The sequence below is a fragment of the Paenibacillus sp. HGF5 genome, from assembly GCF_000204455.1.
GTDB lineage: Bacteria > Bacillota > Bacilli > Paenibacillales > Paenibacillaceae > Paenibacillus_AQ > Paenibacillus_AQ lautus_A.
Genome location: NZ_AEXS01000002.1, coordinates 1 through 19,130 on the forward strand (window position 1 = coordinate 1; position 19,130 = coordinate 19,130).

Annotated in this window: 26 protein-coding genes; 2 read left to right on the top strand and 24 right to left on the bottom strand. The window is 49.0% G+C overall.

Annotation, left to right across the window (positions count from 1 at the left end):
* Positions 1 to 45: 45 nt before the first annotated feature.
* Entirely contained in the window at positions 46 to 654 is a 609-nt protein-coding gene (locus tag HMPREF9412_RS00105) for a stage II sporulation protein M (RefSeq protein WP_009589220.1), read from the bottom strand.
* A gap of 95 nt (positions 655 to 749) precedes the next feature.
* On the opposite strand from HMPREF9412_RS00105, the gene pdaB reads away from it, so the two are divergent.
* The gene (gene pdaB, locus HMPREF9412_RS00110) at positions 750 to 1,553 is read left to right on the top strand and encodes a polysaccharide deacetylase family sporulation protein PdaB (protein ID WP_009589226.1); all 804 of its coding nucleotides are present in this window, start codon (positions 750 to 752) and stop codon (positions 1,551 to 1,553) included.
* 54 nt (positions 1,554 to 1,607) lie between these two features.
* Here pdaB and HMPREF9412_RS00115 read toward each other — a convergent pair whose 3' ends face one another.
* Complete coding sequence (locus HMPREF9412_RS00115; protein WP_036670864.1) at positions 1,608 to 2,201, bottom strand: KinB-signaling pathway activation protein; 594 nt, start codon at positions 2,199 to 2,201, stop codon at positions 1,608 to 1,610.
* A 193-nt stretch (positions 2,202 to 2,394) separates the two neighbouring features.
* Here HMPREF9412_RS00115 and gerD point away from each other — a divergent pair, with 193 nt between their 5' ends.
* Positions 2,395 to 3,102 carry a spore germination lipoprotein GerD gene (gerD, locus tag HMPREF9412_RS00120; RefSeq protein ID WP_009589205.1) on the top strand — a complete coding sequence of 236 codons (708 nt, stop codon included), beginning with the start codon at positions 2,395 to 2,397 and terminating at the stop codon, positions 3,100 to 3,102.
* Between the two features lie 65 nt (positions 3,103 to 3,167).
* Here the strand turns inward: gerD and HMPREF9412_RS00125 are convergent, their stop codons facing one another.
* From HMPREF9412_RS00125 to rpsE, 22 genes are all read right to left on the bottom strand, one after another.
* Positions 3,168 to 4,262 carry an Mrp/NBP35 family ATP-binding protein gene (locus tag HMPREF9412_RS00125; RefSeq protein WP_009589206.1) on the bottom strand — a complete coding sequence of 365 codons (1,095 nt, stop codon included), beginning with the start codon at positions 4,260 to 4,262 and terminating at the stop codon, positions 3,168 to 3,170.
* 63 nt (positions 4,263 to 4,325) lie between these two features.
* Positions 4,326 to 5,099 (bottom strand): N-acetylmuramoyl-L-alanine amidase CwlD, encoded by a 774-nt coding sequence (cwlD, locus tag HMPREF9412_RS00130; protein ID WP_009589216.1) that lies wholly within the window; start codon positions 5,097 to 5,099, stop codon positions 4,326 to 4,328.
* Positions 5,100 to 5,169: 70 nt separating this feature from the next.
* Positions 5,170 to 6,339 carry a sulfate adenylyltransferase gene (gene sat, locus HMPREF9412_RS00135; protein ID WP_009589207.1) on the bottom strand — a complete coding sequence of 390 codons (1,170 nt, stop codon included), beginning with the start codon at positions 6,337 to 6,339 and terminating at the stop codon, positions 5,170 to 5,172.
* Positions 6,340 to 6,395: 56 nt separating this feature from the next.
* On the bottom strand, positions 6,396 to 7,088 hold the full coding sequence (locus HMPREF9412_RS00140) for a phosphoadenylyl-sulfate reductase (protein WP_009589215.1): 693 nt from the start codon (positions 7,086 to 7,088) through the stop codon (positions 6,396 to 6,398).
* Between the two features lie 195 nt (positions 7,089 to 7,283).
* The gene (locus HMPREF9412_RS00145; RefSeq protein WP_009589219.1) at positions 7,284 to 8,930 is read right to left on the bottom strand and encodes a DHA2 family efflux MFS transporter permease subunit; all 1,647 of its coding nucleotides are present in this window, start codon (positions 8,928 to 8,930) and stop codon (positions 7,284 to 7,286) included.
* A gap of 9 nt (positions 8,931 to 8,939) precedes the next feature.
* Positions 8,940 to 9,389, bottom strand: coding sequence for a MarR family winged helix-turn-helix transcriptional regulator (locus HMPREF9412_RS00150; RefSeq protein ID WP_009589233.1), 450 nt, complete (start codon positions 9,387 to 9,389; stop codon positions 8,940 to 8,942).
* Between the two features lie 426 nt (positions 9,390 to 9,815).
* Complete coding sequence (gene rpsI / locus HMPREF9412_RS00155; RefSeq protein ID WP_006212891.1) at positions 9,816 to 10,208, bottom strand: 30S ribosomal protein S9; 393 nt, start codon at positions 10,206 to 10,208, stop codon at positions 9,816 to 9,818.
* A gap of 20 nt (positions 10,209 to 10,228) precedes the next feature.
* Positions 10,229 to 10,666 (bottom strand): 50S ribosomal protein L13, encoded by a 438-nt coding sequence (gene rplM, locus HMPREF9412_RS00160; RefSeq protein WP_009589234.1) that lies wholly within the window; start codon positions 10,664 to 10,666, stop codon positions 10,229 to 10,231.
* Positions 10,667 to 10,967: 301 nt separating this feature from the next.
* A complete protein-coding gene (truA, locus tag HMPREF9412_RS00165) occupies positions 10,968 to 11,759 on the bottom strand; it encodes a tRNA pseudouridine(38-40) synthase TruA (RefSeq protein WP_009589202.1) in 792 nt (263 codons plus the stop codon).
* Between the two features lie 326 nt (positions 11,760 to 12,085).
* A complete protein-coding gene (gene rplQ / locus HMPREF9412_RS00170; protein ID WP_009589203.1) occupies positions 12,086 to 12,451 on the bottom strand; it encodes a 50S ribosomal protein L17 in 366 nt (121 codons plus the stop codon).
* A 37-nt stretch (positions 12,452 to 12,488) separates the two neighbouring features.
* A complete protein-coding gene (locus HMPREF9412_RS00175) occupies positions 12,489 to 13,433 on the bottom strand; it encodes a DNA-directed RNA polymerase subunit alpha (protein ID WP_006212895.1) in 945 nt (314 codons plus the stop codon).
* A 134-nt stretch (positions 13,434 to 13,567) separates the two neighbouring features.
* On the bottom strand, positions 13,568 to 13,963 hold the full coding sequence (rpsK, locus tag HMPREF9412_RS00180; RefSeq protein ID WP_009589209.1) for a 30S ribosomal protein S11: 396 nt from the start codon (positions 13,961 to 13,963) through the stop codon (positions 13,568 to 13,570).
* Positions 13,964 to 13,982: 19 nt separating this feature from the next.
* A complete protein-coding gene (gene rpsM / locus HMPREF9412_RS00185) occupies positions 13,983 to 14,351 on the bottom strand; it encodes a 30S ribosomal protein S13 (RefSeq protein WP_006212897.1) in 369 nt (122 codons plus the stop codon).
* 20 nt (positions 14,352 to 14,371) lie between these two features.
* On the bottom strand, positions 14,372 to 14,485 hold the full coding sequence (gene rpmJ / locus HMPREF9412_RS00190) for a 50S ribosomal protein L36 (protein WP_003333770.1): 114 nt from the start codon (positions 14,483 to 14,485) through the stop codon (positions 14,372 to 14,374).
* A 131-nt stretch (positions 14,486 to 14,616) separates the two neighbouring features.
* Complete coding sequence (infA, locus tag HMPREF9412_RS00195; protein ID WP_006212898.1) at positions 14,617 to 14,832, bottom strand: translation initiation factor IF-1; 216 nt, start codon at positions 14,830 to 14,832, stop codon at positions 14,617 to 14,619.
* Between the two features lie 2 nt (positions 14,833 to 14,834).
* Positions 14,835 to 15,146, bottom strand: coding sequence for a KOW domain-containing RNA-binding protein (locus tag HMPREF9412_RS00200; protein ID WP_015737620.1), 312 nt, complete (start codon positions 15,144 to 15,146; stop codon positions 14,835 to 14,837).
* Positions 15,147 to 15,150: 4 nt separating this feature from the next.
* The gene (gene map, locus HMPREF9412_RS00205; protein WP_009589222.1) at positions 15,151 to 15,903 is read right to left on the bottom strand and encodes a type I methionyl aminopeptidase; all 753 of its coding nucleotides are present in this window, start codon (positions 15,901 to 15,903) and stop codon (positions 15,151 to 15,153) included.
* A gap of 5 nt (positions 15,904 to 15,908) precedes the next feature.
* Positions 15,909 to 16,553, bottom strand: coding sequence for an adenylate kinase (locus HMPREF9412_RS00210; protein WP_009589204.1), 645 nt, complete (start codon positions 16,551 to 16,553; stop codon positions 15,909 to 15,911).
* 89 nt (positions 16,554 to 16,642) lie between these two features.
* Positions 16,643 to 17,941 carry a preprotein translocase subunit SecY gene (gene secY / locus HMPREF9412_RS00215; protein WP_009589213.1) on the bottom strand — a complete coding sequence of 433 codons (1,299 nt, stop codon included), beginning with the start codon at positions 17,939 to 17,941 and terminating at the stop codon, positions 16,643 to 16,645.
* Positions 17,941 to 18,381, bottom strand: coding sequence for a 50S ribosomal protein L15 (gene rplO / locus HMPREF9412_RS00220; RefSeq protein WP_006212903.1), 441 nt, complete (start codon positions 18,379 to 18,381; stop codon positions 17,941 to 17,943). Before rplO ends, secY begins: the two co-directional genes overlap by 1 nt.
* Before the next feature lie 46 nt (positions 18,382 to 18,427).
* Entirely contained in the window at positions 18,428 to 18,613 is a 186-nt protein-coding gene (rpmD, locus tag HMPREF9412_RS00225) for a 50S ribosomal protein L30 (protein WP_006212904.1), read from the bottom strand.
* 12 nt (positions 18,614 to 18,625) lie between these two features.
* Entirely contained in the window at positions 18,626 to 19,123 is a 498-nt protein-coding gene (gene rpsE, locus HMPREF9412_RS00230) for a 30S ribosomal protein S5 (RefSeq protein ID WP_009589212.1), read from the bottom strand.
* Between the last annotated feature and the right edge of the window lie 7 nt (positions 19,124 to 19,130).

Genomic DNA, 19,130 nt, shown 5'->3' on the forward strand with positions numbered 1-19,130 from the left:
GCTCTGCCAAGCTGCTTTATTAGGTATGCACAATTTCCGGGAAAATTATGACATCAGCCACAACGTAATTGTACTTTCGATCATAGCGGCCACGAGCAGCAGCACGACAACCCATAAGGAAGCAGTACCCAGCTTCCGCCAAAAGCCGCGCCACTCCGCGCCTATCCCGCTTCTGCGCTCCCCTGTTGCCACAACGCTTCTCAATACCAGCCCGCCAAAAGCCAGGCCGTACCCGCAGGCAATCACAATGACCGGTATCTCAATGATGCCATGAGGCAGCAGCCCCTTCACGATCAGATCGAACAGACTCTCTCCGCTCTCCCCCACGACTTTCACCAGGAAACCAATCACCATGCCGTTAACGACCAGGAAGAAAAATGGAATCACTCCCAGCAGCAAGCCCGAAAACATAACCAGCACGCTTTTAATGCTGTTGTTCAGAAAGATGAACACAAAAAAGTTCCATTCCGGATGATCGGAGGAACCTAGCTGCTGGCTAATCTCCCCCAGCCCCTGAAGCTGACCCAGAAGGAATTGCTCAAATCCCTCTGAGCTTGCTCCCGCTGCGATTCCGGCTATGAATAAAACGGCTGCCAAGAGCAATGCCTTCCGGATGGATCTTAAATCTCTAAGAAAAATGCTAAAACGTAACATTCGAGAACCTCCTAAATTGGTATAACTCGCAAGTACGAGCATATGTTGAAAGTAAACAAGCTATTGCACACTGAAGGGAGAGGGGCGCACGTATTATGAATTCTTTTTATGTATTCAACGGCAGAAAGATTAAGCGGTTTTTCTTCGTTCTTGCCGCGGCGATCTTTGCAATCGGCGTTATTTATGTGGAGAGTGACAACATCTCGGTCTTCTCCGAGGACAACCCGTCAGCGATTTACAGCGTGTCTACGGACAAGAAACAGATTGCGTTGACCTTTGACATCAGCTGGGGCGAAAAACGCGCAGAGCCCATTTTACAGGCCTTAAAGGACAATGGAGTTCAAAAGGCAACCTTCTTCCTGTCTGCGCCATGGAGCAAAACGCATCCCGATATCGTGAATGCCATCAAGGAAAGCGGATATGAAATCGGGAGCCACGGCTTCAAGCACGACAATTACAGCACGCTCACCGACGAGGAAATACGCAAGCAAATTTCTTCGGCACACACTATTTTAACCGCAATGACCGGACAAGAACCCAAATTGATACGGATGCCGAACGGGGATTTTGACAAAAGAGTCCTCAGCATCGCCCAAAGCCTGAACTACACGGTGATCCAGTGGGATACCGACTCCAGGGATTGGAAGAACATCGGCGTGGAGAAAATCGTTGATCGCGTCGTCTCCAAAGCCCATCCGGGAGATATCGTGCTGATGCACGCCAGCGATTCGGTGAAGCAAACCCATGAAGCGCTGCCTCTCATCATCAAGGAACTTCGCAATCAAGGCTACGAGTTCGTCACGGTCACCGATCTGCTTCAACAGGGCAGCACCCAAGGCACCGAGGTCCGCGATCACGCTTCATTGCAGAAGAGCATCGAAGACGCAGGCGGTCTATGAATCATGAAGAACCTTAACATTAAATAATGCTTAACAAAAAAAGAAGCTAAGGCCTTAGCCTTTTTTTTCGTCTTGTGTAACTTTATGAAGCGTCAGAATCTGGTATGCATTACAGATCAGCAGCGGTACAACCATAAAAATCGTGGCATTGCTCACTCCGATTTGCAGCACGCCGATAATCTCAACGATGGAAATGGCCATCATGAAGAACAGCGTCGGGATCCATGCGTTGGCATTTGTGCTCTTAACTTTGAGGTAAGCAACGACAATGGCAATGACCAGTATGGAGATACCCAAAATCAAATCCTGCTGCAGGCTGGTGGATCCGCCGACAAACGTACGGAAGAACATCAGCTCCAGCAATGCCAGTACAGCCAACACAATCTGAATGTATTGCCAAGTCTTTCTTCGGAATATGCCAATCCCCATATAATTTAACGTCAGGTATGCAAAAAAGCCCATCTGGGAGTATACGCTCACCAGCGCCCCAGAGCCTAACAAAATCAGCGGGTATATCAATAAATCGGCCATTCCCGTGAACTCGATAGCGCCATTAAACAACTGCAGGATCAGACCTACGATCAATGCCGCCACTGCCCCGACGAGCAGCGTTTTCAAAAACAATTTGGACCACTTACGTAAGCTCAACTAACTTCCACCCCCACAGATCATTATTTTACCAACGTTCACAATAAAAAACCATTCTGAATCCGACATATTTCTGCAAATCCATCGCATACTATGCGAAGACCCGTAAGAAAAATGACAATCAACTTACTTTCACGAAAAGACAGACCGCATGCAGAAGGATTTTTCTTGCGAAAAAAGGAGGACAACGGTAATGAAGTGGCCGTTATTTCGTTTATGCATTATCGTCTTCGTTGCAGCCATGGTGCTTACCGCTTGTGGCGTAGAACAAAGCTCGTCCCCGCAGCTTGGCTATAAAGAAATCAAGTCTATGGTGGTCGACATTCTGAAAACCGACGAAGGCAAAAAAGCGGTGGAAGAAGCGATGGGGGGCGGAGCCGGCGGTTCCTCAGGCAGCGGAGGCTCAATGGGAATGCGAATGATGTCCGCCCAATCTGGCGATCAAATTCGGATGGCTGTTAAGGATACGCTGGTGTCGGATGAATATAAGAAGGAAATTGAGAAGATCATGACCGATCCGCAATTCGCCGGCGATTTTGCCAAAGCCATTAATTCCGAAAGCAAGCGGCTGCATATGCAGCTGATCAAGGACCCAACGTATCAAAAGGCTATTCAGGATATGTTAAAATCACCGGATGTGATGAAATCGTTTCTTGAATTGACCAATACGCCGGACTATCGCAAACAGTCCATGACCGTGATGCAGGAAGCTATGCAAAATCCACTGTTCCGCATGGAGGTTCTGGAACTGCTCAAAACGGTTGTGAAAGATGAACTTCAGCCTAAAGTGGAAAAGAAAAAACAAGGCGAGGAAAAAGGCCAAGAAGAGCAAGGCGGCGGTGGCGGTAGCAGTGAAAGTGGCGGCGGTGAAGAAGGCGGCGGCGATGGCGGCGGCGGTTAAAGCATCCATTCCGAAAAATAGAACAAGCTCCCTGCAGAGGGAGCTTGTTTCGTCATGAGCTGGTCTTAAACGGGTCCTTCAAGTTTAGCCGCGATTCGTGAGGCGATCTCCTCGTAAATCGCTGCGCTCTCTGTCCCCGGTTTATAAACCGATGGCGAGAAATCCGGCTCCGAAGGGTGATTATCCGGGGCCCCCAACGGAAGCTGCGCGAGAAGCTCCGTATGAAGCGTCTCGGCAAGCTTGCCTCCGCCTCCACGACCAAACACATAATCCTTCTCTCCGCCATGGGAGCAGACATAATAGGACATGTTCTCGACGACGCCCAGAATTTCATGATCGGTCTGCAAGGCCATCGCACCCGCTCTGGCGGCAACAAACGCCGCTGTAGCATGCGGGGTGGTTACGATGATCTCTTTGCTCTGGGGAATCATCTGATGCACGTCCAGCGCCACGTCACCGGTTCCTGGCGGCAGATCAAGCAGCATGTACTCCAAATCCCCCCAAGCGACATCGGTGAAAAATTGACGCAGCATTTTGCCAAGCATCGGTCCGCGCCAAATCACCGGACTGTTCTCACGGATGAAGAAGCCCATCGACATGACCTTGACGCCAAAGCGCTCAACCGGGTGAATGACGCCGTCTTCGGTTACGGAGGGCCCTTCCTCAATGCCCATCATGTCCGGCACGCTGAATCCGTAAATATCCGCGTCGATCAGACCGACCCTCTTCCCTTGTCGAGCCAAAGCTGCGGCTAAATTCACCGTAACGGTGGATTTGCCGACGCCGCCTTTGCCGCTTGCGATCGCAATGAAATGAATGCCGGATTGTTCGCTTAGAAGCGTATTCTGCTCCATGCCGGCAGCATGCCCTTTTGTCAGCTTATCGCGATCGTTGGCTTCCTCTCGGTTTGCTTGGTTTGAGGCATTGTCCAGAGGACGCATGCGGATATGAATATCCTCTGCCCCCATCGCCTCCAGAATTTCTCTGATCTGCGCTTCCAGGGAAGCGCGTACATCTTCGCTGCTGTACGTCACGGATAATCGAACCGTGCGTTCCTTGACTACAATATCTCGAATACGCTGGAGCTCCATCAGGCTCTTCCCGGTTTCGGGATCACGTAAAGGCTGGAGTATCTCCTGTACCGTTTCTCTAGTCAGCATATAAGCACCTCTGCTCTATGTAATGGAATAGACAATGTTTCGACATTCGTGTCTATTATACCATTACTCTGCAGCTTGTGACGACTCGCTGATGGACTCTCCGGAGGTATACCGCAAAATGCCGTTATACACGGAAGCTGCGACCTTCCTCTGGTATTTCTCGTCCCGAAGCAATTCGGATTCCTGCGGGTGGGACAAGAAACCAACCTCGACCAGGGCGGATGGCATGCGCAGGGCTTGGAGCAAATATATCTTATCGTCCGTTTTGGCCAGACGCTGCGTATTCTCCAGGTTATGCCTAATTTCAGCCTGGATCAATTCGGCAAGTTTCTTGCTGTCCTCGTTATTCGGCGGGAAAAAGGTCTGCGCGCCTCTCCACCGATTGGACGGAATGCTGTTCAGATGCATGCTGATAAACAGGTCGGCCTTGCTGTCCTCAATCATCCGCACGCGTTGTTTGAGGTCTTCCGTTTTCCGCTTGGAATAGCCCTTGGTGCTTTCCGCCGCCAGGTCGTAATCTCCTTCTCTTGTCATAATGACAAGCGCGCCTGCCTGCTGCAAGTAATCACGTAGATACAAGGTGATGGCCAGGTTTACATCCTTCTCTATGACGCCTTGGCGGCTTACTGCTCCCCCGTCTGGCCCGCCATGGCCTGCATCAAGGGCAATGACTTTGCCGGCAAGCGGCAGGCTCCAGGTATTGGACGTTTTGGCAGAGGGGATTTCGTACGTCACTACGATAATGAGCAGTGCCAGTAGTACGGCACCAATCAGGGTTTGCTTGATTCTCTTCAACGATATCCATACCGTAACCTTGTCCGTTCTCCGCCTGGACATAACAAAACCACCTCGTCCCATGAGTTGTTCTACTCCATCATATGGGACAAGGTGGTTATTTATGCCTTCGTTATACCGTGATCTGCTCTTTCATGCCTTCGATCAATACTTGCGCAACTTCCGGGCGCGTAAATTCCGGCGGCGGGCACTTCCCCTCACGAAGCAAGCCGCGAACCTTCGTTCCCGACAAGGTCAGATGGTCCTCCTTAGGGTGCGGGCATGTTTTGCTCGAGGCCATGTTTCCGCATGTTGTGCAGAAGAAGCTGTGCTCGAAGAACAGCGGGGTAATGCCTAACTCTTCCGCAGTGAAATTCTTGAAAATTTCCTGTGCCTCATAAGTGCCGTAGTAGTCGCCGACTCCGGCGTGATCCCGGCCCACGATAAAATGAGTGCATCCATAATTTTTACGAACCATGGCATGGAATATGGCTTCCCTTGGGCCTGCATAACGCATGGCAGCCGGAAATACGCCCAGGAAGGTACGATCCGCGGGGTAATAGTTCTCCAGCAAGGTCAGGTAACTCTTCATCCGCACGTTGGCAGGAACGTCATCCGATTTGGTCTCTCCCACGAGCGGATTGAGGAATAGCGCATCTACGATTTCCATTGCGCTTTTCTGAATGTACTCATGTGCACGGTGGACCGGATTTCGGGTCTGAAAGCCGACAACCGTATTCCAGCCCTTGGCTTTAAAATGCGCGCGTGTTTCAGCCGGATCAAAATAAAACTCGCCAAACCGTTCCGGCTGCGGACGATTCAATACTTGAATCGGTCCTCCGACATACGTCGCAGGTCGTTCCAAAAGCTTTTTCACGCCTGGATGCTCCGGATCATCGGTCTTGAATACTTGTACGGCCTCGGCTTGCTGATCGACCTTATAGACGCTCTCAACATCGATGACGCCATAAACGACGCCGTCTTCTTCGCCTACAAGCGCCGCCTTCTCGCCGACAACGAGCTTCGCCACCGTGTCTTTATCTACGGCCAGGGTAACCGGTATGCTCCACACCGTTCCGTCAGATAAACGCATATTGGAAACGACGGACTTATAGTCCTGCTCGTTCAGAAATCCCTGCAATGGCGAAAATGCTCCGACCCCGATCAGATCCAAGTCCGAAATGCTCCAGGCGTTAACGGGGATCTTATGAAAGGTGTCCACCTGCTTCAACAAAGCTTCACGTTCTTCTCCTTGGGCTACCCGCTGCACCAGCGTACCGCCATGAGGGAGTATGGCTGTCATGAATAATTCCTCCTTCTTATGCTGCAACTGTAATAAGGCAAGTGGTTCTTATCTGTTTATTTATGAAGCCCGCACTCCGTCTTCTCATGCCCGGACCAGCGTCCTGCACGTGGATCTTCTCCCGGCATGACCTGCCGCGTGCAATATTCGCAGCCAATGCTCGGATAGTTCTGATCATGCAGCGGGTTGTAGATGATATCGTTCGTGCGGATATAATTCCACACATCCTCACTCGTCCAGCCCGCGATCGGATTGAACTTCACCAAACCAAACTTGGCGTCGTATTCAATCTTCTTCGTATTCGCCCGGGTAGGGGCTTGATCTCTTCGTATGCCTGTAATCCAAGCCTCGTATTGAGACAGAATCCGGGTCAACGGCTCTACCTTGCGGATGTTGCAACACTCGTTCGGGCTGACGCTCCATAATGCTTCGCCATGCTGAGCCGCTTGCTCTTCCGGCGTGATGAGCGGAGATACGCGCACAAATTCCAGGCCATAACGTTCTGCCATACGATCCCGCGTTTCGTATGTCTCCTTGAAATGAAAGTCGGTATCCAGATAAAAAATATCCGTCGACGGGCTGATCTTCTGAATCATATCGACCAATACCACATCTTCTGCTCCAAAGCTGCAAGCAAACGTTATATTAGGAAACGTCTTGATTGCAAATTCGATGACTTCCTCAGCCGATGCATGCTCAAGCTCTTCAGCTTGCACTCTGATCAGATCTTCTTTCTCCAGCAAATTCATGATTGGATGCCTCCCCCATTATTCATTAATCCCGATAATCCTACTGAAATAATATGAATTAAATACAGTATAAAACATTCCTAATAAATGTCAACCATCAAATCGCTACCATAAAAAACGAAAAAACCCTTCCTGCGCAAGCAGGAAGGGACTTCTCTCTATTCTATTTCCAAACATTATGACAAGTCCTGGACCTTACTCCGATGCTACGGATACCTCTTTGGCTCTCATGCCTGCACCGGAACTTTTTCCTTCCGAATCCTCGGACTTGGGAGCCGATGCCTGATTCGTTGTCCGCAGCGGAATTTCCTTCAAGAAGAATACGAGCAGCAATGCGACCACAAGCACCAGCATCCCGGTAAGGAATACCATGGATAGCGTATTTCCGAGCGCATCGCGAATGCTGTCTATCATCTGCAGGAATAATGGTTGCACGTCTGCAGGAAGGCTTGCTTGCGTCTGTTCGATCAACGGCTTATTCATCAGTGTCTGCGGATTCGCGAACGATAGCATCTGCTGGGCCATCTGCGGATCCAAGGCGCTGAAGTCAGGCGCGCTCTCCGACTGAAGTGCATCCTTCAAATTCTTCGTCAGGTTATTCGACATAACCGTACCCATAACCGCGATACCGATCGTACCGCCAAGATTACGGAATAATTGGGAAGAAGCCGTCGCTACGCCAAGCTCTTTGTGCGATACCGCATTTTGCGTGGCGAGCGAGAATACCGGCATGCCCAAACCAAGACCGACACCGAAAATGATGGTACTGACCACGGTCAGCCACAGGTTATCCATGAATACCATGATACCCATGCCAACAATCATGATCGGTACGCCAAGCAGCGCGTAGCGTTTGTACTTGCCGCTCTTCGCGATCAGTTGGCCCACGACGGCGCTCATTCCCATCATGAAGACCGACATCGGAATCGTTACATACCCGGCATAGGTAGGCGAAATGCCAAGTACGCCCTGCACGTAGAACGAGATGTAAATCATCGCGCCCATCAAACCGAAGTTCATAATGAATCCAATCAGATTGGAAACCGTAACGACGCTGTTCTTAAATAAACTCAGCGGCAAAACCGGTTCCTTGGCTTTTGTCTCAACAAATATAAAGATGATGGCCGATACGACCGAAGCCGCTATGAGACCGATAATTTCAGGCGATCCCCAAGGATATTCCGTGCCTGCCCAAGAGAACGCAAGCAACAGCGGAACAATCGCCGTTGTCAGGAATAAGGAACCCAGATAATCGATGGATTGACCGGTTTTCCGTTCGACCTTAGGGAACAATGTCATGATCATGATAAAGGCGACAACGCCCAGCGGCAGGAAGATCCAGAATAACCAGCGCCATTCAATGTTATCGACCAGGTAACCGCCAAGCGTAGGGCCCAGGACACTGGAAAAACCGAATACGGCCGTCATCAGGCCCATCCATTTACCACGTTCCCGCGGCGGGAATAAGTCCCCGACCGACATAAATGCCGTCGATTGGATAATGCCGGCACCTATACCTTGAATACCCCGATAAATAATAAACTGATACACGTCTGTCGAAGTACCCGTCAGGAAAGCTCCTAACATGAAAAATAATATACCTATCAAAATAAACGGCTTACGTCCGAACATATCGGACAGCTTGCCAACCAGTATGGTTGCGATCGTTGATGTTAACAAATAAATGTTGATGGTCCATGTGTAATAATCCATGCCATCAAGAATGGCGATAATCCGCGGCATCGCGGTGCTTGTTATCGTCTGGTTAATGGCTGCGAAGAACATCGCAGCCATGATCGCGATCATAATCGAAACTTTACGTTTAAGCGTTAAATGCTCCATGCTCCACCTCTACCCGTTGTGATTGGTTTTATCTATGTTTGACAGCATCAAGGAGAAGATTCTTCTTAAATGCTGAATGTCTTCCTCAGAGAGGAAGTCAAAAAATCCCTGGATCATTTCTTTTTGATCCTTCTTCACTTTCTTAATGATCTCAAGCCCCGGTTCCAAGAGCGTGATGTTGACAACTCTGCGGTCATCCTCGGCGCGTTCTTTCTGCAGATACCCTTCTGCAACCAATTTATCCGTCAGTCCGGTTATAGCCGGCGGCGTCAAAGACAGAACTTCAGCAAGCTCCGAGACCTTTAGAGGTCCTCTCATCTTTAATACATACAGCACCTGAAATTGAGGGAAACTTAAATTGTATTTCCCGGCGCTCGACTTGTTCCATTCTTGAGAAATGTTCTTCAGCAGCGCCCGGAACATCGACGACACCTTAAAAATCTCTTCATTGCGATCCAACCATATCCCCCCTTACTGCTCCAAGAAATTACTTATCTAATTAATGATTAAATATTAATTATTTAAGTGCTTAATTAATTTGCAATTAATAATATATCTCTATTTACATATGAAGTCAAGTGGTTGACGATGTCAGATGATCATGCTCGGAGGCCAGTTTCATTCTTTCTATCCTCAAGCTGTGCACATGATGTGAACAACATGCCCCAAGTTTGGTGAACCTTTCCCAAATGTGCTCACCATGTGTGCATATCTTTGTGGACAACCTGACAACAAATGTCTTGTCCACTTCCTTCTCAGTAGACGGCTTCGTGCAGAGGACGCTGTGTTGTGATAACCGGGAGTCCTATGCTTCGAGAATTAGGCTTTATAAACACCACAAAAAAGCCCTTGACCGTAATGGCCAAGGGCTTGGTAAATCGAATATTAACGTTTGGAGAACTGAGGCGCGCGACGAGCTGCTTTAAGACCGTATTTCTTACGTTCTTTCATACGAGGGTCGCGAGTCAGGAATCCAGCTCTTTTCAGAGAAGGACGGAATTCAGGATCTGCTTTCAGAAGAGCACGGGAGATACCGTGACGGATTGCTCCAGCTTGACCGGAGATGCCGCCACCGTGAGCGATGACAAGCACGTCATATTTGCCCAGTGTTTCTGTCAGATTCAAAGGTTGTTTAACGATCAGTTTGAGTGTTTCCAAACCGAAATATTCATTGATATCACGTTTATTGATGACAATGCGTCCTTCACCCGGTACGAGGCGTACACGTGCTACCGAGTGTTTACGACGACCTGTCCCATAGTATTGTACTTGTGCCATGAAACTGTCCTCCTTTTTAATTAACCGCGAAGTTCGTAAACTTCTGGTTTTTGTGCTTCATGTGGATGTGCCGTGCCTGCGTATGCTTTCAGTCTCAGCTTCATTTTCTCGCCCATGCGAGTTTTAGGAAGCATGCCGTGAACCGCGCTTTCGATTACACGCTCTGGGAATTTAGCAATCAGGTCTTGAGCTGAAGTTACTTTCAATCCACCTGGATGCAGGGAGTGACGATAATATTTCTTGTTCTCCATCTTTTTGCCAGTGAGGTGGATTTTCTCGGCGTTGATAACAACCACGAAATCCCCTGTGTCAACATGTGGAGTGAATTGAGGCTTATGTTTGCCGCGGATCAGAGCCGCAACTTCACTTGCCAAACGGCCAAGCGTTTTGCCTTCGGCATCAACGATGTACCATTTGCGCTCAACTTCATTTGGCTTCGCCATATAGGTGGTACGCATGTATAGTTCCTCCTTGTATTCGTCCGAAAATCATCATTAATTTTCATCATTTATCTTCGTTCATGTGTAAAGCATTTTCATGGTGTTGCTGTCTTGCTATTGGCATTCTCTTAACCGGGGCTGTGGGAGAGCCGTTAAGAAAACACAACTTATATAATACAGGATTACACCCACTTCCGCAAGTGTTTTTTGCTTTTCTACCTTACACCATGCGGTTTGATTCAAACAAGCCGCCAAACGCATCCCGAACGCTTTCCGGTTCTTTGGGGAACAGCCGTCTGCGTGATACGTATCGCATCAGTCATTGCGGCTTCTCTTGGCTGGCGATATCGTAATCCACTTCCCATAACATCAAACCCTTGCCCATCGCTGTGGGACCGGCTGCTGCCCGATTTTGGGCTTCCAATATGACCTTCATATCATCCGGATGGCGCTTGCCTTCCCCTACCTCAATCAACGTTCCCATAATGATCCGGACCATGTGCTGGAGAAACCCGTTCCCGGATACGTACGTATGAATGATTCCTTGATCTCTGGTGCCTGGGCGGCACATGGATGTATCCTTCTCGATCCAAGCATCAAAAATCGTACGGACATGGGACGGCTTCGTCGACTTTCGTGACGCAAACGTTGTAAAGTCGTGCGTTCCGATCAGATGAGAAAGTCCCTGCTCCATCGCTGCGATATCCAGTTTTCCATGATGATGGATCTGGTACCGCCGGTTGAATAAATCCGGATATTGATTCGCATTGATGGTAAAACGATAGGTTTTGCGTTTCGCTGCATGGCGGGAATGGAATTCCATCGGTACCTCCATTGCATCCGAAACCACGATATCTTCCGGCAGCCAAGTGTTTAATGCCATGCACCAACGCTCCACGGGAATGGGGGAAGCCGTGTAAAAATTAAATACCTGGGCGCGGGCATGCACCCCGGCATCTGTCCGGCCTGAAGCCGTAATCTTGAGCTGCTCTCCGGACAAGCGGCGAATGGCTTCCTCCAAATAGTCCTGAATCGTGTGGCCACCGGGCTGGGTCTGAAAGCCGTTATAATCGGTACCGTCGTAACTGACCTTCATCAGAAGATTACGCATTGCTTGCCTCCTGCGTGCTTTCATCGAATGACTCCGCAACGAAACTTGCGATATAGAATCTCATTAACATCGCTGATAACTCATAGGCTCTATATCTATCAAAAAAAGAGCCCCATAGGAGCTCCTTTTCATCATGTGAAGCCGAACCCTTCGAGTCAGCCACATGACTAGAAGGTCCCCGTTATCGTAGCCCATGGAGTAGTCGAGACGAGTCGAACCAAATGATCGACTATATCTCGCACCACTTCCCGTTCATGGCTCCTAGAATAAACATCTGAAGAGCCGGGCATACATAACTTCAGTCACTTCAATGGAACAAAACGAAATTACGCGCGATCTACCAGTTCCAAATAAACCATTGGAGCTGCGTCACCACGACGAGGACCCAGTTTCAGGATACGCGTGTATCCGCCTGGACGCTCTACGTAGCGAGGAGCGATTTCGGAGAACAATTTTTGGATTGCATCTTGTTCACCGTCAACCGTTTCACGACGCACGAATGCAGCTACTTGACGACGAGCGTGCAGATCACCTTTTTTTGCTTTTGTGATCAGTCTCTCAGCGATCGAACGAACTTCTTTCGCTTTGGCTTCAGTCGTTTGAATACGCTCATATAAGAAAAGGTCGGTTACCAGGTCACGGAACAACGCTTTACGCGCACTGGAATCGCGGCCCAACTTTTGGTATGCCATGTGTTTTTCCCTCCTTTGCTAAGCTAAGCCGAATCTGCTATTCTTCCGTACGAAGTCCCAGGCCCAACTCTTCGAGCTTCTCTTGAACTTCCTCCAAGGATTTGCGTCCGAGGTTCCGGACTTTCATCATATCCTCTTCGGTTTTCGTAGTCAGCTCTTGTACCGTATTAATGCCGGCACGTTTCAAGCAGTTGTAGGAACGAACGGAAAGATCCAGCTCTTCGATCGTCATTTCAAGCACTTTTTCTTTCTTGTCTTCTTCTTTCTCGACCATGATCTCCGCATCCTTCGCTTCGTCGGTCAGACCCACGAAGAGGAACAGATGCTCAGTCAAGATTTTCGCGCCGAGACTAACGGCTTCTTCTGGGCGGATGCTGCCATCCGTCCAAATTTCGAGCGTCAGTTTGTCGTAGTTGGTTACTTGGCCAACACGCGTATTTTCCACGCCGTAGTTAACACGGCTAATCGGAGTGTAGATCGAATCGACGGGAATGACGCCGATAGGCTGGTCATCGCGTTTGTTCCGATCCGCCTGGACATAGCCACGACCGCGACTGGCAAAAATACGCATATGAAGTCTTGCACCAGGGCCCAGCGTCGCAATATGAAGATCCGGATTCAGAATCTCCACATCACTATCCGCACGGATGTCACCAGCAGTAACAACCCCTTCACCCTCCGCATCAATCTCGAACACTTTCTCTTCATCGGAATGAATTTTCAGAGACAAAGCTTTCAGGTTCAGGATGACCTCGGTCACGTCTTCCATGACACCCGGAATCGTGGAGAATTCATGAAGCACGCCATCGATTTGAATCGATGTGACGGCTGCACCCGGGAGTGAGGATAACAAGATGCGGCGAAGCGAGTTCCCCAGCGTCGTGCCATATCCTCTCTCTAGAGGCTCAACAACGAATTTCCCATAGGTTCCTTCTTCATTGACATCAACGGTCTCAATTTTCGGCTTTTCGATTTCAATCACGCAAGTACCCCTCCTTCAAACGTCGCTCCTATATGAAACTGTCATCTTATCCAGTAATCCATGTAGTAGTATGCCTAAACAACCATTATTAGCAGATTGCAACGGATTTATACCACATTAACAGGATGACTTCATTATACGCGACGACGTTTTGGTGGGCGGCATCCGTTATGTGGAATTGGTGTTACGTCTTTGATCAGGTTAACTTCGAGACCTGCTGCTTGCAGGGAACGAATTGCTGCTTCACGACCAGCACCAGGACCTTTAACCATGACTTCCACCGCTTTCATACCGTGTTCCATAGCCGCTTTGGCAGCTGTTTCAGCAGCCATTTGCGCAGCGAACGGGGTCGACTTACGGGAACCTTTAAATCCAAGGCCGCCGGAGCTTGCCCAAGAAATCGCGTTTCCGTGAGGATCCGTAATCGTTACGATTGTATTGTTGAACGTGGAGCGGATATGAGCCACGCCACTTTCAATATTTTTGCGGTCACGACGTTTAGTACGTACGACTTTTTTTGGTTTAGCCATTGTCTATTATCCCCCTTTCTTATTTCTTCTTGTTCGCTACGGTACGACGAGGACCTTTACGTGTACGAGCATTCGTTTTAGTACGTTGACCACGAACAGGCAATCCACGACGGTGACGAATACCGCGGTAGCAGCCGATCTCCGTGAGACGTTTAATATTTAAGGAAATTTCACGACGCAGGTCACCTTCTACCTTAACCATACCATCGATCGTTTCGCGCAATTTGCTGACTTCATCTTCTGTCAAATCACGGACACGAGTGTCTGCATTGATTCCAGTTTCTTTCAATACTTTCTGGGAAGTCGTTTTACCGATTCCGAAAATGTAAGTCAAGGCGATCTCAACGCGTTTGTCACGTGGCAAATCCACACCAGCTATACGAGCCATTTTACGCTACACCCCCTTCTTTAACCTTGTTTTTGTTTGTGTTTCGGATTTTCACAGATAACCATTACGTTCCCTTTGCGGCGAATGACTTTGCATTTTTCGCAAATAGGCTTTACAGAAGGTCTTACCTTCATGCTAATTACCTCCTCCAAGTTTTACGTTGTAAAACCAGCTTCGAAACTAAAGTAGTTTGTTACCGCTGCTGAGTTTTACGTCAGTAAAACCGCTTCGCAGCTTTCCTTGATTCCCCGGGGGAACCTTGAATCTATTTACGGTACGTGATACGACCCTTGGTTAAATCGTACGGCGAGAGTTGAACAACCACTTTGTCTCCTGTAAGGATACGGATAAAGTGCATCCGCAGCTTTCCGGAAACATGAGCGAGAATCTGGTGACCATTCTCCAGCTCGACTTTAAAGGTAGCATTCGGCAACGGCTCGATGACCGTTCCTTCGACTTCAATGACATCTTCTTTAGCCACAGTTAGTCTCCTTTCTGATCTGCCTTGGATTTATCGGATACAAATTGGCCAAGTGCGAAACGCAGTTTACCGTTTGTAACCCGACCGCTTTCTTGCAAACTGTTTACCACTTCACTGCTAATGTAGGATTGAGGTTCAAGATGAAGAACATTCTTCTTCTTGGCCCCGTCAAACTTGCGTTTGTCCCCATCCGCGATCCACACGAACCTGCTGTCCTCAATCGAAACGATAACGGCATACTGTCCGGCATCTCTGCCCTTCAGTATCTTAACAATCTGACCGGGTTGAAGCGTGATTTCATGATTCAATGTCATCACCCTATTCCGGCAGCTTCGTCAAAATTTCCATGCCATCCGGCGTGACTGCTACCGTATGCTCGAAGTGAGCACATAGTGAGCCGTCAACCGTTACAACCGTCCAGTTGTCTTCCAGCGTCTTGACATTCCGTTTCCCGGCATTGACCATCGGCTCGATCGCGAGCACCATGCCCGGTTTGAGTCTTGGTCCGCGGTCAGGGATGCCATAGTTCGGAATTTGCGGATCCTCATGCAGATCGGTACCCACGCCATGACCAACGTACTCCCGGACGACAGAGAAACCTGCATCCTCGATATGACGCTGAATGGCATGAGAGATTGTAAACAAGCGGACATCGGGTTTGACTAGCGCAAGTCCAGCATAGAGCGATCCTTCCGTAACGTCCAGCAAACGCTGGGCCTCTTCGGAAATTTCTCCTACAGCGTAGGTCCATGCCGAGTCACCATGGTAACCCTGGTATTGCGCGCCGATATCAAACGTAACGATATCGCCCTCGATCAATTTGCGTTTGCCTGGAAATCCATGCACCAATTCTTCGTTGACTGATGCGCAAATGCTGGAAGGAAATCCGTTGTAGCCTTTAAAAGATGGCACAGCGCCTTGGCTTCGAATGAACTTGTCGGCCATAAGGTCCAGTTCCCCGGTCGTAATGCCCGGTTCAACATGAGCGGCAAGGAGCTTGTGGCATTCCGCCACGATCCTTCCTGCTTCTCTCATCAAGCTCAGTTCCGTTTCGGATTTACAAATGATCATTATACTTAACCTCTCAGTATAGACGCAATTTGTGATGAAACCGCGTCGATTTCCTGATCACCATCGATTTGACGCAAAAGACCTTTGTTCTCATAAAACGTGAGGAGTGGTGCTGTTTTGTTGATATATTCGTCTAAACGAATGCCGACGCTCTCTTCGTTATCATCGGAGCGCTGGTACAATTCGCCGCCGCATTTATCACAAATGCCTTCCTGTTTAGGAGGATTAAAGATCACATGATAAGTCGAACCGCAGTTTTTGCAAATCCGGCGGCCGGTTAGGCGGGCCAGAAGCTTTTCCCGATCCACTTTCAGGTTGATGACGTGATCGAGACCCGTATTCAAGCGGGCGAGGATGTCATCCAGCGCTTCCGCTTGCGAAAGGGTTCTTGGAAAGCCGTCCAATAAAAAACCTTTTTCGCAATCGGACTGCTGCAGACGCTCTTCCACAATACCAATCGTTACGTCATCGGGTACCAGCAGACCCTGATCCATGAATTCCTTCGCTTTGATCCCGATGGGAGTTCCTTGTTTAATCGCGAGACGAAATGCATCGCCTGTAGAAATATGAGGAATACCGAATTCATTCACGATGTTTTCTGCTTGCGTTCCTTTTCCTGCCCCAGGAGGACCCATGAATAAGATGTTCACCTTACGTCACTCCCTCCTCTTGATTGACTAGCAAGAACAACACAATAGGCGCCGGGAAGCGATACAGACCACTCGCCGGAACCTATCGCCTATTTATTGATAAAACCTTTGTAATGACGTTTGATCAGTTGGCTTTCGATCTGCTTCATCGTATCCAGTGCAACACCGACGACGATCAAGAGGGACGTACCACCAATCTGAACCGTACGAGGAAGACCTGCAAGTGATCCGAAGAACACCGGAAGTACGGAGATCACGGCCAGGAACAGAGCTCCTGTCATGGTCAGACGGGTCATAACCCGTGTCAGATACTTCTCGGTAGCTTTACCAGGACGAATGCCCGGCACATAGCCGCCGTTCTTCTTCATATTATCAGCCATTTGGTTCGGATTCATCTGCACGAAGGTGTAGAAGAACGTGAAACCAATGATCATGAGTACATACAGTACCATTCCAAGCGGGCTGTCATAAGCCAGGTTCGCCGTAATCCATTTCGCCCAATTCTGGTGTGCCCAGAAGCTGGCCAGGATAACCGGGAACTGCAGCAATGACATCGCAAAGATTACCGGAATAACGCCTGCTCCGTTAATCTTGAGCGGAATGTGTGTGTTCTGTCCGCCGTACATTTTGTTTCCTACAACACGCTTCGCGTATTGAACCGGAATTTTACGGATACCTTGCTGAATGAATACAACACCGGTAATGATCAGAACCAAAATCAGGAGGATGATGACACCCTTCAGAATATTCATGAAGACCTGACCATCCTGAATGAAGTTCGATTCAATCGTTGTCCGAATGTGCATTGGAATACCAGCAGCGATACCTGCAAAGATAATGATCGAAATACCGTTACCGATTCCGCGTTCCGTGATCTGTTCGCCGAGCCACATCAAGAATGATGTACCTGCAGTAAGAACGATCGCGATCACGACGAAGTCGATAAAGGTTGCTCCAGGAACCATTTCGGCGCCATACAGGCGGTTAAACCCGATGGACATACCGAACGCCTGAATCAGACCCAGTATTACCGTACCATAACGAGTAATTTGAGCCAACTGCTTCTTCCCGTGTTCCCCTTGTTTGTTCCATTCCGCGAACTTTGGAATGACGTCCATCGACAGCAACTGCACGATAATGGACGAAGTAATATATGGAAATATCGAAAGGGCGAAGATCGAAAACTGCGATAACGCGCCCCCCGAGAACGTGTTAAGAAGACCGAACAACTCATTGCCTGCCTGATTCGTCTGGGTAAAGACATCCTTGTTAACACCGGGAACCGGTACAAAGGATCCGATACGGAAGATGATCAGAACGAATAAGGTGAACAAAATACGCTTGCGAAGGTCCTCGACACGCCATATATTTTTCAGGGTCTTAAACATTAGATCACCTCGGTTTTACCGCCGGCAGCCTCGATCTTCTCTACCGCAGATTGAGAAAACTTATTAGCTTTTACAGTCAAAGAAACGGTAACTTCACCGTTGCCAAGAATTTTGATTCCGCTCTTTGTATTGTTAACAATACCGCTCTCAACCAAAACTTCTGGAGTCACTTCAGTACCTGCTGCAAAGCTGTTAAGTTCTTCGATGTTCACAATCGCGTACTCTTTCCGAGTTGGGTTTACGAAACCGCGCTTCGGAAGACGACGATACAATGGGTTCTGTCCACCTTCGAAGCCTGGACGTACACCACCGCCGGAACGAGAGTTTTGTCCTTTGTGACCGCGACCCGACGTTTTACCCGTACCGCTACTAGTACCGCGTCCAACGCGCTTGCGCTCTTTGCGGGATCCAGGTGCTGGGCTCAGCTCATGTAACTTCATCGTTCGTTGCACCTCCTTAATATGTCCGGGGATAAACTGCCCGGGATTAACCTTCGATTTCTTTAACAGAAACCAGGTGATTTACTTTCTTGATCATTCCGCGAATTGCAGCATTGTCGCTTTGAACCACGGAATGGTTGATTTTGCGAAGTCCGAGTGTTTTCACGGTTGCACGCTGATCCTCTGGACGACCAATCACGCTGCGTACGAGGGTGATTTCAAGTTTAGCCATGAGATTCCCTCCTTAACCCAACAGCTCTTCGACGGATTTGCCGCGAAGCTTGGCAACATCTTCAACACGCTTCAGGCGGGACAAGCCTTCCAAAGTCGCATTGACCATGTTCATGGAGTTCGAAGAACCTAGAGATTTTGTCAAAATGTCGCCTACGCCAGCCAGCTCGAGTACTGCACGAACCGGTCCGCCAGCGATAACCCCAGTACCTTCAGATGCCGGCTTCAACAATACGCGGCCTGCTCCGAAGTGTCCTGTTACGAGGTGAGGAATAGTGGTTCCAACAAGTGGAATGTGAATCAGGTTTTTCTTAGCATCTTCAATACCTTTGCGGATTGCATCCGGTACTTCGCCTGCTTTACCGATACCTGCTCCTACCCAACCTTTGCCATCACCGACAACTACCAGTGCGCTAAAGCTAAAGCGACGTCCGCCTTTTACAACTTTAGCAACGCGGTTAATGTTTACTACTCTTTCAGTCAGTTCTAAAGTGTTAGGATCTACACGCAAGTCGTTT